Below are 14,788 nucleotides of genomic sequence, written 5' to 3' on the forward strand. Positions count from 1 at the left end.
CAAGTAAACGATTCGATGTGACTTTCGTGCAAAAAAATGCATATTTCAGACACCTAGAACAAAGCGCAATAAAGGAGGCACAAAGTTTGAATACCCCTGACCGAATTAGTGTAAACGTAGATATTTACGGTACTTCTTATAAAATTGTTGGCAGTAATGAAGCGTATATGAAACAGATCGCTAAGCGCGTGGACGAGCAGATGCGTTCCATCTCCAAGGCGTATTCACATTTGGATACTCCTCGTTTGGCGGTCTTGACCGCTGTTCGGATGACCGAAGAGGCCGCCAGAGTCGATCAGCTTCAAGGTGAATTGAAGAGTTTGCAGCAGGAGAAGGCGTCCCTTGTTCAGGAGCTTGAAGTGCTCAAGACATTAAATGTCAAGCAAGAAGAGCAGCATGCCAAGCTTCAGGAGGAGTATGGCAATTTGAAGGACGACAGAAAGGCGTTGTCTGACAAGCTTGCGGCTACCGAAGCGGCGTTCAAGCAGCATGAAGCCGAAAGCGCCAAGCAAGCCAAGGAGCAAGAGGCTGAGAATCTGAGGCACAAGAACAAAGTGCAGGAGCTGGAACGTCAGCTGAGTGAACAGCGGAACAGCAACACTCAATTGCAGAATAAGCTGCGTGCTACGGAACAAAACGCACAGCGGGAGAAGAGTGAGCATGACAAGCTTAGCGCTCAATTGAAGGCTGTGCAGCAGCGTGAAGAAGCGGCTAAGGTGGATGGACAACAATTAAGAACGACCGTAGATAAGCTGGAACTGCAGAAGAAAGGTCTGCAGGAATCGCTACAAAGTGCAGAAGCAGAGGCTAAGAAGCTGCAGCAGCATGCGCAGGAAGCGAATGAGAGGGAGAACAAGCTCCGCTCCGAATTAGATGGTGTTCTGCAGAACGAGAAATCGTGGCAGAAGCTGGCTGAGAAACGTAACGAAGAGCTAAGCGTACTCGAAGCAAAGCTGCTTGCGGTATCCGAAGAACTGGAGAAGAACGAGCAGCAGCTGCAATTCGCCACGAAGGAAACGAATGCCGCTCGACAAGGTCTACAGGTTGAGCAGGACAAGTTTAAACGGGCGGCCGGTGAGTTGGAAGTGCTGCGCATGAAATTGAAGCAAGCGCTGTCTGATCGGGGAACCGCTATAATGAAAGCGGAAGCGAGCGAAGCGGAGAAGATTCGTCTGCAAGATGAGATTCAAAGCATGGGTGAACGCATAAATGAGCTGACAGAAGAGTCCAAGGGTTATGCTCAGCTAGCGGAAGCGAGCGAAATAGAGAAGAATCGTCTGCAACAAGAGATTCAAAGCCTTGTCGATCGCATTCGAGGTATGGAAGAAGAGGCTAGAAACTATGATCAGCTTGTAGAATCTGGCGAAGCAGAAAATGAACAGTTGCGGCAGAAAATCCATAATCTTGAAGATCGGATCCGGACTCTTCAGGAGGAGTCACAGGACTATGCCCTGCTTGCAGAGACGAGTGAAGCCGAGAAGAATCATCTGCAAGTGGAAGTTCAAAATCTTGAAGAACGTATCCGTGTACTGAAGGAAGAGACTCAGGTCCATGCTCAGCTTGCAGAAGCAAGTGAAGCTGAGAAGAAGCGTTTGAGTGAGAAGATAGAGAGTCTTGGTGAGAAGAATCAGAGCTTGCAGGAAGAGTCCAGGGAGTACGCTCACCTCGTTGAGGCTGGCGAAGCCGAGAAAGAGCAGCTCCAAGCGGAGATTCAGAGCCTGGAAGAACGTATCCGGGAGCTGAAGGAGCAGTCCGGGGACTATGCCCTGCTTGCAGAAGCAAGTGAAGCGGAGCAGAGCCGCTTGAACGAGGAGATTCAAAGTCTAGGCGATCGTATTCGTTCCTTAGAGGAAGAAGCCAAAGGTTATGCCCAGCTTGCGGAAGAGCAAGAACAGGCGCGCAAGGAAGCCGAGCAGCAGGAGCAGGCCTGGAGGACCCAGTTGGCTTCAGCAGAACAGGAACTGGCATCCTGGCGGGAGATCGAGGCGGATTTGCAGCGACAATTGAATACATGGCAGCAGGAATGTGCGGCCAGCTCGGAGAAGGTTGAGGACCTGAACGAGCAGCATGCTGCTCTGCTGCAAGAAAAAGAGCAGATGTCAGAGCAGCTCCGGCAAATTTCCGAAGGCTACGAAATTGTGTCACATGAGTATCATTTGTTAAAATCAGCCAGAGAGCTGGACCAAGAGAATACGCAGAAGCTTGAGCAGGAATATAAGCGGCTGAAAGAAGATTATTCGAAGCTGCAGACGGAGTATGACGAGTGGATCGAATTGATTGAGCAGGATAACAACTAGCTCTGTGAATAGTCACGGTACTGAATAAGGGTCCTTAGGCGATTCGCCCAAGGACCCTTGCTGTGCTTATTGACTAACTTCAGCTGATTCTATTCTTCTACAATAATTTTGGAGATCATGGTTGAATGTCCGGTTCCGCACATAATGGAGCAGGCCAATTCAAATTCCCCGGCTTCCTGTGGGATGATTGTCTTGGACTGGCTTTTGCCGCTTAGCTGCAGCTTGAGTCCAGGCACGAGCATGCCATGATTGCCTTCCTTGCTCTTGAAAGTGATCTTCACCGGGACGCCCTTCTTCAAATGGTACTCAGGCTGATCAAATTGATAATCAGTCGCTTCGATCGTGAGCTCGGCTTCCGGTGTAATGTTGTTATTTTCAGAACTGGTATTGGAACCGCTGCCACAAGCAGCCAAGACGAGAAGTAGCACAGATGTAGCCATAAATGCAATGGTTTTCTTCATAATCATCACCTGCAATATAGTATTATTGTGACAAATTTAAGAATATTATAGCGCAGGTTTTTAATCAAAAGAGGGGGACGGTATGAATAATTAGTGAACATTTTCCAAATTTTTCAGATTTCCGAATATACGTGTCATCGGGAAATGAGTCCATATAGAAAACTACCCCGAAGCCTCCAGTTGTTAGGGCACGGGGTAGTTCTTGCTGCATCTTGTAGCTTTTAATGAAGAAGCTTATCGAGAGCCATTATCTCGGCCTGCCTCAAAGGGCGTAGATACGGGGATGAACAAGTCGATAATCCCGATCACTAGCGCTGCCAGTAAGGCGCCGATTACAGACACGGAGACTCCGGATACGACGAATTGAGCGAGCCAGATCACGAGTGCACTGGCTAGAAAACCGACGATGCCGCGTCCAAATGGAGTAACCTTCTTGCCGAATATGCCCTCAATGGCCCAACCCAATAAGGCAATTACAAGAGCGAGCACAAGAGCGCTCCAGAACCCTCCTACACTGAATTGTGGAACGAGCCAGCCCACAACCAGCAGTACCAGGGCGGAGACGATAAAACGGACAACATGCCCAAGAAAATGCACGGTATTTGCCTCCTTTTTTAATGAAATACATGTGGCAACTCGATATTATGATGTTCATGAAAGTCGGTTCTTATGTGCCTTTATTTTTAAATTAAGGCTAAATAGCGAAATTTGAGCGGTTTCGATATAATGTAACCATAGCTCGAGAGAGGTTGTGAAGTTTCTTGGATCAGAAAATACTGCATACAATGGAATATCCCAAAATAATAAATCAATTAGCCCGTTATACGCAGACCTCACTAGGCAAGCAAATGGCGGAGGAATTACAGCCGGTGACACGCTTGGAAGATGTGAAATTGCTGCTGCAGGGGACGGAGGAATCGTTTACGGTTGACCGGCTCAAGGGTTATCCTTCCTTCGGGGGAATTGTAGATATAACGTCGGCTGTGAGACGAGCCCGCGTTGGCGGCACGCTGAATCCTCATGAACTGCTGGGAATTGCGACAACGCTTGAAGGTTCAAGGCGGATCAAACGCTATCTGTCCGCAGTGCATGAGGACAATCCGGTGGAAATCTTATTTACACTGAGCGATTCCTTGAGTGAGCAGAAGCCGTTAGAGGATGCGATCAAACGCTGCGTGGATGACAGTGCGGAGATTATAGACTCGGCAAGTGCGGAGTTATCGCAAATTCGCCGTGAACTGCGCGGTGGTGAAGTGCGGATCCGCGAGAAGCTGGATTCGATGATCCGTTCGTCGACGGTGTCGAAGATGCTGCAAGACCAGATCGTTACAATTCGCGGCGATCGCTTTGTTATCCCGGTTAAAGCGGAATACCGCTCGCATTTCGGTGGAATCGTACACGACCAGTCCGGCTCAGGGGCAACCCTGTTTATTGAACCGGAGTCGATTGTTGCGTTAAATAATAAGCTGCGCGAGACGAAGCTGCGCGAGGAGCGGGAAATCGAGGTTATTCTGCAGAAGCTAACCGCGCTTGTCGGTGAGCAGGCGGAGCTGCTGTTATATGACATCGATATTCTGGCCCAGCTTGATTTTATGTTCGCCAAGGCACGTCTGGCCCGCGAGATGAAGGCCACGCTGCCGCGAATGAATGACCGCGGCTTCATTAAGCTGCGGAGAGGACGGCACCCGCTCATTTCGATCGACAAGGTTGTTCCGATTGATGTTGAGCTTGGCAATCACTTCTCGACGATTATCGTCACCGGCCCGAACACCGGCGGTAAGACGGTTACGTTGAAGACGATCGGCCTGCTCAGCTTGATGGCAATGTCCGGGTTGTTCGTTCCGGTAGAAGAAGGCTGTCAATTATGCGTATTTGATGCAATCTATGCGGATATCGGCGATGAGCAGAGTATAGAGCAGAGCCTGAGTACCTTCTCCAGTCATATGACGAACATCATCTCCATTTTGAAAAATATGACGCCGAAGAGCCTTGTTCTACTCGATGAGGTTGGGGCGGGGACAGATCCTGCCGAAGGCTCGGCACTGGCGATCGCAATATTGGAGCATATACATTCGCTCGGCTGCAGAATGGTGGCCACAACACACTATAGCGAGCTTAAGGCTTATGCCTACGAACGTAAGGGTGTCATCAACGCCAGCATGGAGTTTGATATCAATACACTTAGCCCAACCTATCGCTTGCTGGTAGGTGTGCCTGGCCGAAGCAATGCATTTGCAATAGCTGAGCGGCTTGGGCTTCCGGCTCCGATTCTTGAATTTGCCCGGGGCGAAGTTAAGGAAGAAGACCTGCGGGTGGAGAATATGATTGCCAAGCTCGAAGAGAATCGGAATATTGCGGAGCAAGAGCGTGAGAACGCTGAGAAACTGCGCAAGGATTTGGAAAGCCTGCGCGGCAAGCATGAAGCCGAGCTGGAAAAGCTGGAGCAGCAGAAGGAACGTTATCTGGAGAAGGCAAATGAGGATGCGAGAGCGATTATCGCTAAGGCTCGCAGCGAAGCGGAGAAGATTATCGATGAGCTGCGCTTGCTTGCCATGGAAGAAGGGGCCTCGGTGAAGGAGCATAAGCTGATCGCTGCCCGCAAGCAGCTTGACGATGCTGAGCCGGCGATGCGCAAGAAGTCTGTTGCTCCTAAAGTTGCCAAGCCAAAACGTTCGATCCAGCCTGGGGATGAAGTGAAAGTGCATAGTCTGAACCAGAAGGGGCATGTTGTCGAGCTGTCCGGCGACAAGGAAGCACTTGTTCAGCTGGGAATTATGAAGATGAAGGTTGCGCTTGATGACCTCGAGCTGATTGGTTCAGCTCCCGTTACGAAGCCGGTTCAACGAACCGCGGCTAATGTGAAGCGTACGCGGGACGAGCATGTGCGGACAGAGCTGGATCTGCGTGGAGCGAATTTGGAAGAGGCGTTGATTGAGGTGGATCGCTTTATTGATGAGGCTTACCTGAGCAATCTGGGGCAAATCTACATCATCCACGGTAAAGGTACCGGTATTCTGCGCAGCGGAATATCCGACTATCTGCGCAAACATAAGCATATCAAGAGCTACCGTCTTGGAAATTACGGAGAAGGCGGCACAGGAGTTACGGTGGCGGAGCTTAAATAATTCGTTTGGAACGAATAGATCCATGTAGGGGGAGTAAGATCATGCTGAAGAAACTGGTCAGGGTTTTATTCGCAGCCGCCGTATGCTTTATTGTCGCTGGAATTATTTATCTCTGGGTGGCGTAACTCGCATTGAAGTGCATGTTTCTAAAATCAAGCGTTCAAGGGATTTTCTGATAATCTTTATATAACGAAAGGATGGGAACAATGGAGACCACGATTTGTCCATGGTGCCAGACAGAAATTGTCTGGGATGAAGAAATAGGGCCCGAGGAGTACTGCCCCTATTGCAACAATGAGTTGAAGGGATACCGGACTTTGAATATCGGAATCGATGAGATTGAGGAGGAAGAGAACGAATACGACGGGGATGAGGATCAGAAGGTTTTCTGGGAACATGAAGAGAGCGGACATCTCGATGCGATTCGTAGAGTAGAGACCTTTGCCAAGGCAGGCGGAGATTTGTTGGCTTATGACTCCGGAGTGGAGAAAGTACTGGATGGACAGGAAGAGGTCCCTGAGTGCCCTCATTGCCGTGAGTACATGTTATTTGCCGGCAGCCAACCCTTGCCGGACAGCTTCGTACCTGCAATTCCGACCGGTCTTTCGAAGCCTTTAGTGCAGAAGGCAGCGAAGCTGGATATTTATATTTGCTCAGCCTGTTTTCATGTGAGTCATTTCTTGACAGAGGATGAGAGGATGCATCTCATCCGTACTGTTACTGAAGAAGAATAAGAGCAGACTTAAGTAGAACCTTCATTTCCGTTGATCGGAATTGAAGGTTCTTTTTTATTTGTAGTAACTCTTAGCAGAATACCATTCGGAATCTAATGGTGTTCAGGAGTAGGGCGGGAGGTGCGCGTTAGAGAGAATAACTGCATGTCCGGCCGTTCAATTCCGCTGAGGATATCCGTAATCATCTCCGCGGCAATCGTGCTGCATACCGTACCGTTGCCGCCGTATCCTTCAAGAAAATAACAATGCGGATAATCAGGGTGGGTTCCGATATAAGGAAGCCCGTCATGAGTATGCCCGAACACTGCGCCCCATCTATACTCTGCTTGGATTGCAGCGGACCGCGGGAACATTTGATGTACATAATCAAGCAGCTGTTTGCTCTTGGCTAGATACCGTGCTTCCACCAGCTTGCCTCCAGGTAAAAGTTCATCCAAGCCTCCGGCAATAATTCTTCCGTCCCGGGTAGTTCGCAGATAGTAATATGGGCGGGCTGTTTCCCAGATCAGGCATTGTTCATACCAATCCCGGAAGTCCTTAAGCGGTTCAGTAACGATGACATAGGAGCTTGTTAATTCTGCACCTTTCTCGCGTTTGTATTGCTGTGTTTCATATCCGGTTGCAAAAATAACATGCTTGGCAGTGATCTGTGACTGTCCGCAGCGACAGATCACCCGGTCTTGAGTAAATTCGCAGCCGCTAATAGCAGATTCTTCATAGATCCTCGCTCCCTCCCGGGCTGAAAGTTCGATCAGGCTATGAACAAAGGCGTAAGGATTAACCTCAGCGTCCCCTTTGGTATAGATAGCAGCTGGCTTTTTGAAGGGGAAGTGGGTTGAGATTTGGTCTTCCTCCCACCACGATGCATCAAAACCATAGCGCTGCAAGGTTATATGCTCCTCTCGGAGCATATCGACATCCTCAGGCGTGCTGGCGAAATATAAGCTCCCACGGGTAAGCAGGCGTGCTTCCTCGGGAAAATCCTGACTAAGACGGATTAAATGCTGAATTGCATCACGGCAGAGTTGATAGAAATGCACGGCTTCCTGCTCCCCAAACGTATGAATCAGTGAGGTTAAGGTCTTGTCATTGGAGAATTGAAGTAAGCCTGTATTTGCCAGGGAGCTGCCGGATGCAATTTGATGACTTTCAACCAGCACAGTGTCGATATTCTTCTGGGTTAAAAGAAATGCAGTGATTGCCCCGCCCATCCCGCCTCCGACAACCAAAACATCGCAGGAAATATCCGTGTTTAGGATAGGGTATTTGTTTGGTTTGGGGGATACGGTGGGCCAGTAGTAATGACCGGAATGCAGCTTCAAATTAAGCCACTCCTTTAAAGGAAATTCAAAAAGTTTGCTTTTGATCTCGAGGTGAATCGAGAAGTAAGTCGACATCGAATCTTGAATTCAGCCGGTCCTTCCGGTGCTCACGTACCCACAACGTACGCTCCGCTCCTCAGTCCCTGGCTTCATCCAATCTTCTTGGAGCTGAAAACCGAACTTTTTGAATCTTATTTGAATGAGGAAATTCAAAAAGTTTGCTTTTGATCTCGAGGTGAATCGAGAAGTAAGTCGACATCGAATCTTGAATTCAGCCGGTCCTTCCGGTGCTCACGTACCCACAACGTACGCTCCGCTCCTCAGTCCCTGGCTTCATCCAACCTTCTTGGAGCTGAAAACCGGACTTTTTGAATACGAATTAAAATAAGAAATTCAAAAAGTTCTCGGTTGTTCACGAGAATGTCGTTAGTATGTCCAATTAGAGACATCATAAAAAATCACTTGCGGGAGCATAATAGGCAAGAAATGAATCAAAAATCAGGAGGAATAGGCATGAACAATATGCAAATGAAGCCTCTCTCAGGCAAGGAATTGGATTACATCGCCGATTCATTGTCGAATGAGAATATGCTTATCAAGCTTTGTGCGACAGCAAGAAGTGTATCGGCCAACGCGCAGATCAGCCAGGTCATAGATCAGCATCTGCAGGTTCATGAGCAGCATACGCATCAGATGATTGAAATGCTGAAGCAGCACCAGTCAATGGCACCGACACAAAGTCATTAACCCACAATTCTTTGATTAAAACATCTAGGAGGATAGGAATAATGAATCAACAACAGAATCAATCACAGGGTCAACAAATGTTGAACGAGTCCGATTACCTGAATGTTATTCTGTCCGATCTGAAGAGAACGGTGCGCGAATACACAACCGCTACGACAGAATCGGCCTGTCCTGTTGTCAGACGCATGTTCACGGATCTGACTAACAGCACGCTGCGTTTACAGGGTGAATTATTTCAGGTGATGGAGCAGAATCAAATGTATACCGCGCCTTCTCCAGCACCGCGTCAAATGATTGATAAAGAGATTCAGACCGCGCAGCAGGATCACCAGCAGGCCCATCAGATGAGCCAGCAGCACGGGATGCAATCCGATGCTTTCTACCATCAGAGCAATGTGCAAAACCACAATTCAAACGTACAGAATCCATACTTAACCTAACCGTTCAAGCGGCTGGAGAAACGATGAGTTTAATTTTCCGGCTATAGTTCAGCGACCGTCCGTCCAGGGGAGAACTCCTCCCTATGGCGGGCGGTTTTTGTTTGCAGATGCATGAAATTCATGTAATATTAGTATTAAATTTAGTTTTCGGCAGGCGGCGCGTGGAGCAGGCTTACGATCTACCGCCCTGGCATTTGCCGGAACAGCGCTGGAGGATGAAGGATGAGACAAATAAGCGAGCTTAAGCTGAAAGTGCTGGATCTTCTGAAAGAGGACGCAAGGCGTGACCCAGATTTGCTGGCGACATTGCTCGGCGTGACTTCTGAGGAGATAGCGGAGGCGATTGCGGAACTGGAAGAGGATAACGTGATCGTAAAGTACGCTACGGTGGTTAATTCCAGCAAGCTGGACGATGAGAAGGTAACGGCGTTAATCGAAGTGCAAATTACGCCGGAGCGCGGAAGAGGATTTGAGACGATCGCCGAGCGTATTTATTTGTTCCCGCAAGTAATGAGTGTCTACTTAATGTCCGGCGCATATGATCTGTTGGTTGAGGTGGAAGGCCGAAACCTGAAAGAAGTGGCAAGCTTCGTATCCGACAAGTTGTCTACACTTGAGTCCGTACTGTCTACCAAGACGCATTTTATTTTGAAGAAATATAAGCAGGACGGCATTATTTTCGAAGATCCGGAAGAGGATCGCAGGCTTTTGATATCCCCGTAAAGGAAGTAATAATATGAGTGTAAATTCACAGGATGTAGAGAACAATAGCAAATCGATGACATCTTATCTGTCTCCCGTCGTTAGGGAGATACAGCCTTCGGGTATTCGTCGTTTTTTTGATTTGGTGAGTGGAAATAAGGATATTATTACTCTAGGCGTCGGTGAACCGGATTTTATAACTCCCTGGCATGTGAGAGAAGCATGCGTATATTCGCTGGAGCGCGGGTTTACGAGCTACACCTCCAATGCAGGCATGCCTGAGCTTCGCGAGGCCATTGCAGAGTACCTATATAATAGCTATGATCTGAAATACGATCCCAAAGAGGAAATGATCGTAACGGTGGGCGGGAGCGAAGCGATTGATCTTGCTCTTAGAGCTTTGATCGAGCCGGGGGATGAGGTTCTTGTGCCGGTTCCGTGCTATATTTCTTATTCCCCGATTACTTCAATTGGCGGAGGAGTCCCGGTAGAGGTTGAGACCTTTGCCAAGGACAGCTTTAAGCTGAAGGCCGAGCATCTTCAAGCAAAGATTACGCCGAAGTCCAAGATATTAATTTTAAATTATCCGAGCAATCCGACAGGTGGTATTATGACCTATGAGGATTGGCTGCCGATTGCCAAAGTGGTGGAAGATAATGATCTGATTGTGATCGCGGACGAGATCTATTCGGAATTGACCTACGACCACAAGCATGTCAGCTTCGCATCGATCCCTGGCATGAAGGACCGTACCTTGCTCGTTAACGGCTTCTCAAAGGCTTTTGCCATGACAGGCTGGCGCATGGGATATGTATGCGGACATCCTGACCTTATCTACGCAATGCTGAAGATCCATCAATATACCGTGATGTGCGCTCCAGTGATGGGTCAAGTGGCTGCGCTCGAGGCTCTGAAGAACGGCCTTGGGGAGAAGGATCATATGGTAGAATCGTATAACCAGAGAAGACGCCTGATCGTACAGGGCTTGCGGGATATCGGCTTATCCTGCCATGATCCTCAAGGGGCATTCTACGCCTTCCCAAGCATCCAATCGACTGGACTTAGCTCCGAGGAATTCTCGCAGAGATTGCTTATGGAAGCCAAGGTAGCAGCGGTCCCTGGCAACGCCTTTGGCGGTGGCGGCGAAGGCTTCCTACGTTGTTCCTATGCGACATCGGTCAGTCAACTTAATGAAGCGCTGCACCGAATGGGCCAATTCGTCCATAAACTGAAGCAAGGCTAGGACTGGGGCTGTGCCCATCAACTATTCACCCGGGAAAATGGTTCTATTTAACATTTCTTTCATTTATTAATTGATCATTGTCCAATTAATATGGTATAATATGTTTTCGGAGGAAGGTTATAGTTTCTCAGGGAGGGATAACTTTTGGGTTGTGGTGAATACAATCTAGTATATGATATGGCGGGGCTATTGATCGCTGAAGACAATGAATCAAACAAGTGGATGGTAGAAGCGAGCCGTAATACTTCACCACAAGCAGTGACCTTGGAGGATGAAATTCATATACTTCGTAATAGAATGGAAAAGATGTTCTTGCAAGAGAAGTCTTTTACCTCGGATATTGTAATCGAAATCAGTCGTTTGCTGGATCTGAAGATTAATGAATTTATGAAGAAGCGAAGCAAAAGACAATAATCAATTAATGGCCTGACAGAGTCAGTCGATGGAAGAAGATCTTTTACAGATCTTCTTTTTTTATGTGATATGGGTCGTCGAAAAAATGCATGAAGGCTGAAATGGTCTAGTAATCATCTGGAAAAGCCCTCAGCACTGTTTTATGGTATATTGGAAATATCGAGTTCTAAGGATAGGGGGAGTTTTTCTAATGGCGATTTACACACGTACTGGTGATCAGGGGCAGACCTCAGTGATCGGCGGAAGAGTATATAAAGATGATGAGAGAGTGGAAGCTTACGGCACGATAGATGAATTGAACTCTTTTGTTGGGCAGGCCGCGAGCCTTGCGGAAGGAGAGAAATTTGCCGACCTGCGCGAGGATTTGCTGCAAATTCAACAAGAGTTGTTCGATTGCGGCTCCGATCTGGCCTACGTCAAGATCAAAGAGAGCAAATATAAAGTAACGTCCGAGCTATGGGAGAGATTGGAGCAGTGGGTAGACCGCTATGAACAGGAAAATCCTAAGCTTGAGCGTTTCATTCTGCCTGGCGGTTGCCAATTGGCCGCTGTTCTTCACGTCTGTCGTACCGTCTGCCGCCGTGCTGAACGCCGCGTAGTAACCCTGAGCCATAAGACGGACATTAACGAGGAAGCTTTGAAATATATCAATAGGTTATCTGATTTCTTCTTCACGGTGGCCAGGACAGCCAACGCGCGTCTGGCAGTTCCCGATGTAGAATATATGCGCAGTCGGAAGGTGTTCGGCAATAAATCATGACAGACTACTATGAACCGATTACTTATCAAGTAACAGAGCTGGAAGAAGGTTGGCTGGTGAAGACGGTATTGCAGCGGCGCTTAGGCGTATCGCGGAAGCTGCTGTCACGGATCAAGTTGACGGAACGCGGTGTAATGCTGAACGGGGAACGAATATATATCAGCATGCCGGTAAGAGCGGGGGATATCGTATCCATCTCCTTGGAGCAGGAGATGTCGGAGGATATTTTGCCCCAGCCGATTTCATTCGATATTGTGTATGAGGATAAAGCACTGCTGATCGTCAACAAGGAACCGGGGATTATTGTTCATCCAACACATGGTCATTATGTGAACACGCTAGCCAACGGAGTTGTGCACTACTGGGAAGCCAAAGGCGAGAAGTATCGGTTTCGTCCGATCCATCGTCTGGATCAGGAGACGAGCGGGATTATTGCAATCGCCAAAAACGCCTATATCCACCAGCATATTTCCGAGCAGCTTATAGCGGGACAAGTTTCCAAGAAGTACATCGCTCTCGTTCACGGTTGTCCGCAGCCTGCGAGCGCCTCGATTGACGGTCCGATCGATCGTGATCCTCAGGAGCCGCATCGCCGCATCGTAACCGCGGATGGATACCCTGCATTAACTCATTATGAGGTAAAGGCTTGCTATGGACAAGGAGCTCTGGTAGAGCTTGGGCTGGAGACGGGGAGAACACATCAAATCCGCGTTCATATGACCTCAATCGGTCACCCGCTGATTGGCGACAAAATGTACCGCCATTTGGGTTACGACCAGCTGGATGAGCAGGAGCGGACAAGCATGCAGGCGCTGGATGCTCTGATTGACCGGCAGGCGCTCCATGCTGCTGAACTGGGGTTGATCCATCCGTTAACAGGTGAGCAAATGATGTTCACTGCACCGCTGCCCGCAGATATGGCTTATTTGCAGAACAGGCTGACATCGCAAGCGTTTGCTTAAGATCGGCCGGCTGAATTCATTTCGATGTCGAATATGTTTTAGAGAGGAACTATATTTATGAGTACACTTACAGTTTATCATTACCCTAAATGCGGTACATGCCGCAAAGCGGTTAAATGGTTGGAGGAGCGGGGTCATCATTTGGAACTGCACAATTTGAAGGAGACAACTCCATCAAGTGAACAATTGTCAGAGATGATCGACCGCAGCGGGCTTGAGCTTAAGAAGTTCTTTAATACGAGCGGTGAGGTATATAAAGAACTGGGACTTAAGGACAAGCTGCCGGGTTTGTCGCGCGAAGAGGCGATCCAGTTGCTTGTCTCTAATGGGATGCTGATTAAGCGGCCGCTTGTGACGGACGGACATAAGGTTACCGTAGGCTTTAAAGAGGATAGCTATGAGCAGTCATGGGGAGACAAGTAGATTTTAATAGGGGAGCTTATTTACGATTATGGAACAAACAAAACAACGTTTATTATTGGTTGATGGGATGGCATTGATGTTCAGGGCTTTTTATGCTTCAGCGGCAACCGGATATATCCGGCGCACCAAGGAAGGTCTGCCTACCAATGCTGTCTATGGATTTATGCGTTATTTCTGGGATGCTGTGCAGAAGTTTGGGCCAACCCACATTGCCTGCTGCTGGGACCTAGGCAGTAAGACTTTTCGCACCGAGCAATTCTCGGCCTACAAAGGCAATCGCTCGGACGCCCCTGATGACCTGATTCCACAGTTCAGTGTGATTCGTGAAGTAATGGATAGCTTGGGGATTCCTAATGTCAGTTCGCCTGGGTTTGAGGCGGATGATTGCATCGGATCGCTGTCCGTCAAATTCAGCGAGGATATGGATGTGTTCGTCCTGACCGGTGATCATGACATGCTTCAGTTGGTGACTGACCGAATCAGCGTAATCATTATGAAAAAAGGTCATGGCAATTATATGGTATATACGCCGGAAAGTCTGATGGAGGAGAAGCAGCTAAGACCGGCGCAGATTATCGATGTAAAAGGTTTAATGGGCGACCCAAGCGACAATTATCCGGGGGTTCGCGGGATCGGCGAAAAGACTGCGATGAAGCTGGTCCAGGAATATGGCTCTGTGGACGGTATTTTGGCCAATCTGGAGGGGTTGTCCACGTCGGTTCGTACGAAAATCGAGAATGATCTGGAGATGCTTCATCTCTCCAGGCAGCTTGCCGAGATCCGTTGTGACATAGAATTGGAGTGTACGCTGGAGGGGTGCTGCTTCGAGTTGAACCCGGCGCTGGTTGTATCCAAATTTGAAGAGCTCGAAATGGCGAGCGTCTCTTCATGGATGGGATTGGCGGTAGCCAGATAGACAAACAGCTGTTATGGCTTGTGGAAATTTCCGCTGGCTTGTCGTTCACTCATGACAGCATGCGTAATTGGATTTGCCAGGGCACTAGGAGAATTCGAGCCACACTTGATGACCGCCAGCCATATACCCGGCAGAACGAAGATGCTGCTGGCGGTGATTTATATGGCGGTCGAATCCGGGGATACGAAACTCGGCTTGGCTATGGGCAGGCCTTAAGATATTAATCTCTTTCGCATTGCTAA

The 14,788-nt window shown here is 48.5% G+C and carries 16 protein-coding genes; 13 read left to right on the forward strand and 3 right to left on the reverse strand.

The genetic code is table 11. The annotated features are described in order from the left end of the window. Window positions 1-86 precede the first annotated feature (86 nt). Entirely contained in the window at window positions 87-2,297 is a 2,211-nt protein-coding gene (gene zapA, locus BN1360_RS12340) for a cell division protein ZapA (RefSeq protein WP_068780148.1), read from the forward strand. Between the two features lie 89 nt (window positions 2,298-2,386). On the opposite strand, the gene BN1360_RS12345 is transcribed toward zapA, so the two are convergent. Together BN1360_RS12345 and BN1360_RS12350 are read right to left on the reverse strand one after the other, a co-directional pair. Then, window positions 2,387-2,758 carry a cupredoxin domain-containing protein gene (locus tag BN1360_RS12345; RefSeq protein WP_068780149.1) on the reverse strand — a complete coding sequence of 124 codons (372 nt, stop codon included), beginning with the start codon at window positions 2,756-2,758 and terminating at the stop codon, window positions 2,387-2,389. A gap of 234 nt (window positions 2,759-2,992) precedes the next feature. Beyond that, entirely contained in the window at window positions 2,993-3,355 is a 363-nt protein-coding gene (locus BN1360_RS12350) for a phage holin family protein (RefSeq protein ID WP_068780150.1), read from the reverse strand. A 164-nt stretch (window positions 3,356-3,519) separates the two neighbouring features. Here BN1360_RS12350 and BN1360_RS12355 point away from each other — a divergent pair, with 164 nt between their 5' ends. Together BN1360_RS12355 and BN1360_RS12360 are read left to right on the forward strand one after the other, a co-directional pair. After that, window positions 3,520-5,883, forward strand: a complete 2,364-nt coding sequence (locus BN1360_RS12355) for an endonuclease MutS2 (RefSeq protein WP_068780151.1) — start codon at window positions 3,520-3,522, stop codon at window positions 5,881-5,883. Window positions 5,884-6,089: 206 nt separating this feature from the next. Next, entirely contained in the window at window positions 6,090-6,617 is a 528-nt protein-coding gene (locus tag BN1360_RS12360; RefSeq protein ID WP_068780152.1) for a hypothetical protein, read from the forward strand. 92 nt (window positions 6,618-6,709) lie between these two features. Here the strand turns inward: BN1360_RS12360 and BN1360_RS12365 are convergent, their stop codons facing one another. Next, a complete protein-coding gene (locus BN1360_RS12365; protein WP_068780153.1) occupies window positions 6,710-7,939 on the reverse strand; it encodes an NAD(P)/FAD-dependent oxidoreductase in 1,230 nt (409 codons plus the stop codon). A gap of 513 nt (window positions 7,940-8,452) precedes the next feature. Between BN1360_RS12365 and BN1360_RS12370 the strand changes: the two genes are divergently transcribed. The 10 genes from BN1360_RS12370 (at window position 8,453) to BN1360_RS12415 (ending at window position 14,762) form a co-directional block, all read left to right on the forward strand. Continuing rightward, on the forward strand, window positions 8,453-8,686 hold the full coding sequence (locus BN1360_RS12370) for a hypothetical protein (protein WP_068780154.1): 234 nt from the start codon (window positions 8,453-8,455) through the stop codon (window positions 8,684-8,686). 41 nt (window positions 8,687-8,727) lie between these two features. Further along, entirely contained in the window at window positions 8,728-9,126 is a 399-nt protein-coding gene (locus BN1360_RS12375; protein WP_068780155.1) for a spore coat protein, read from the forward strand. A 222-nt stretch (window positions 9,127-9,348) separates the two neighbouring features. Beyond that, window positions 9,349-9,849 (forward strand): Lrp/AsnC family transcriptional regulator, encoded by a 501-nt coding sequence (locus BN1360_RS12380; protein WP_068780156.1) that lies wholly within the window; start codon window positions 9,349-9,351, stop codon window positions 9,847-9,849. Window positions 9,850-9,862: 13 nt separating this feature from the next. Beyond that, entirely contained in the window at window positions 9,863-11,071 is a 1,209-nt protein-coding gene (locus tag BN1360_RS12385) for an aminotransferase class I/II-fold pyridoxal phosphate-dependent enzyme (protein WP_068780157.1), read from the forward strand. A 177-nt stretch (window positions 11,072-11,248) separates the two neighbouring features. Then, window positions 11,249-11,485 carry an aspartyl-phosphate phosphatase Spo0E family protein gene (locus BN1360_RS12390; protein WP_148466569.1) on the forward strand — a complete coding sequence of 79 codons (237 nt, stop codon included), beginning with the start codon at window positions 11,249-11,251 and terminating at the stop codon, window positions 11,483-11,485. A gap of 190 nt (window positions 11,486-11,675) precedes the next feature. Further along, a complete protein-coding gene (locus BN1360_RS12395) occupies window positions 11,676-12,245 on the forward strand; it encodes a cob(I)yrinic acid a,c-diamide adenosyltransferase (protein WP_068780159.1) in 570 nt (189 codons plus the stop codon). Next, window positions 12,242-13,207, forward strand: coding sequence for an RluA family pseudouridine synthase (locus BN1360_RS12400; RefSeq protein WP_068780160.1), 966 nt, complete (start codon window positions 12,242-12,244; stop codon window positions 13,205-13,207). The genes BN1360_RS12395 and BN1360_RS12400 overlap by 4 nt, the downstream gene beginning before the upstream one ends. Window positions 13,208-13,264: 57 nt before the next feature. Next, window positions 13,265-13,630 (forward strand): arsenate reductase family protein, encoded by a 366-nt coding sequence (locus tag BN1360_RS12405; protein WP_068780161.1) that lies wholly within the window; start codon window positions 13,265-13,267, stop codon window positions 13,628-13,630. Window positions 13,631-13,655: 25 nt separating this feature from the next. Further along, window positions 13,656-14,546 carry a 5'-3' exonuclease gene (locus BN1360_RS12410; protein ID WP_195714316.1) on the forward strand — a complete coding sequence of 297 codons (891 nt, stop codon included), beginning with the start codon at window positions 13,656-13,658 and terminating at the stop codon, window positions 14,544-14,546. A 51-nt stretch (window positions 14,547-14,597) separates the two neighbouring features. Then, window positions 14,598-14,762, forward strand: coding sequence for a hypothetical protein (locus BN1360_RS12415; RefSeq protein ID WP_195714259.1), 165 nt, complete (start codon window positions 14,598-14,600; stop codon window positions 14,760-14,762). The last annotated feature ends 26 nt before the right edge of the window (window positions 14,763-14,788 follow it).

The sequence above is a fragment of the Paenibacillus sp. GM2 genome (assembly GCF_900069005.2).
In the GTDB taxonomy this organism is placed as follows: domain Bacteria; phylum Bacillota; class Bacilli; order Paenibacillales; family Paenibacillaceae; genus Fontibacillus.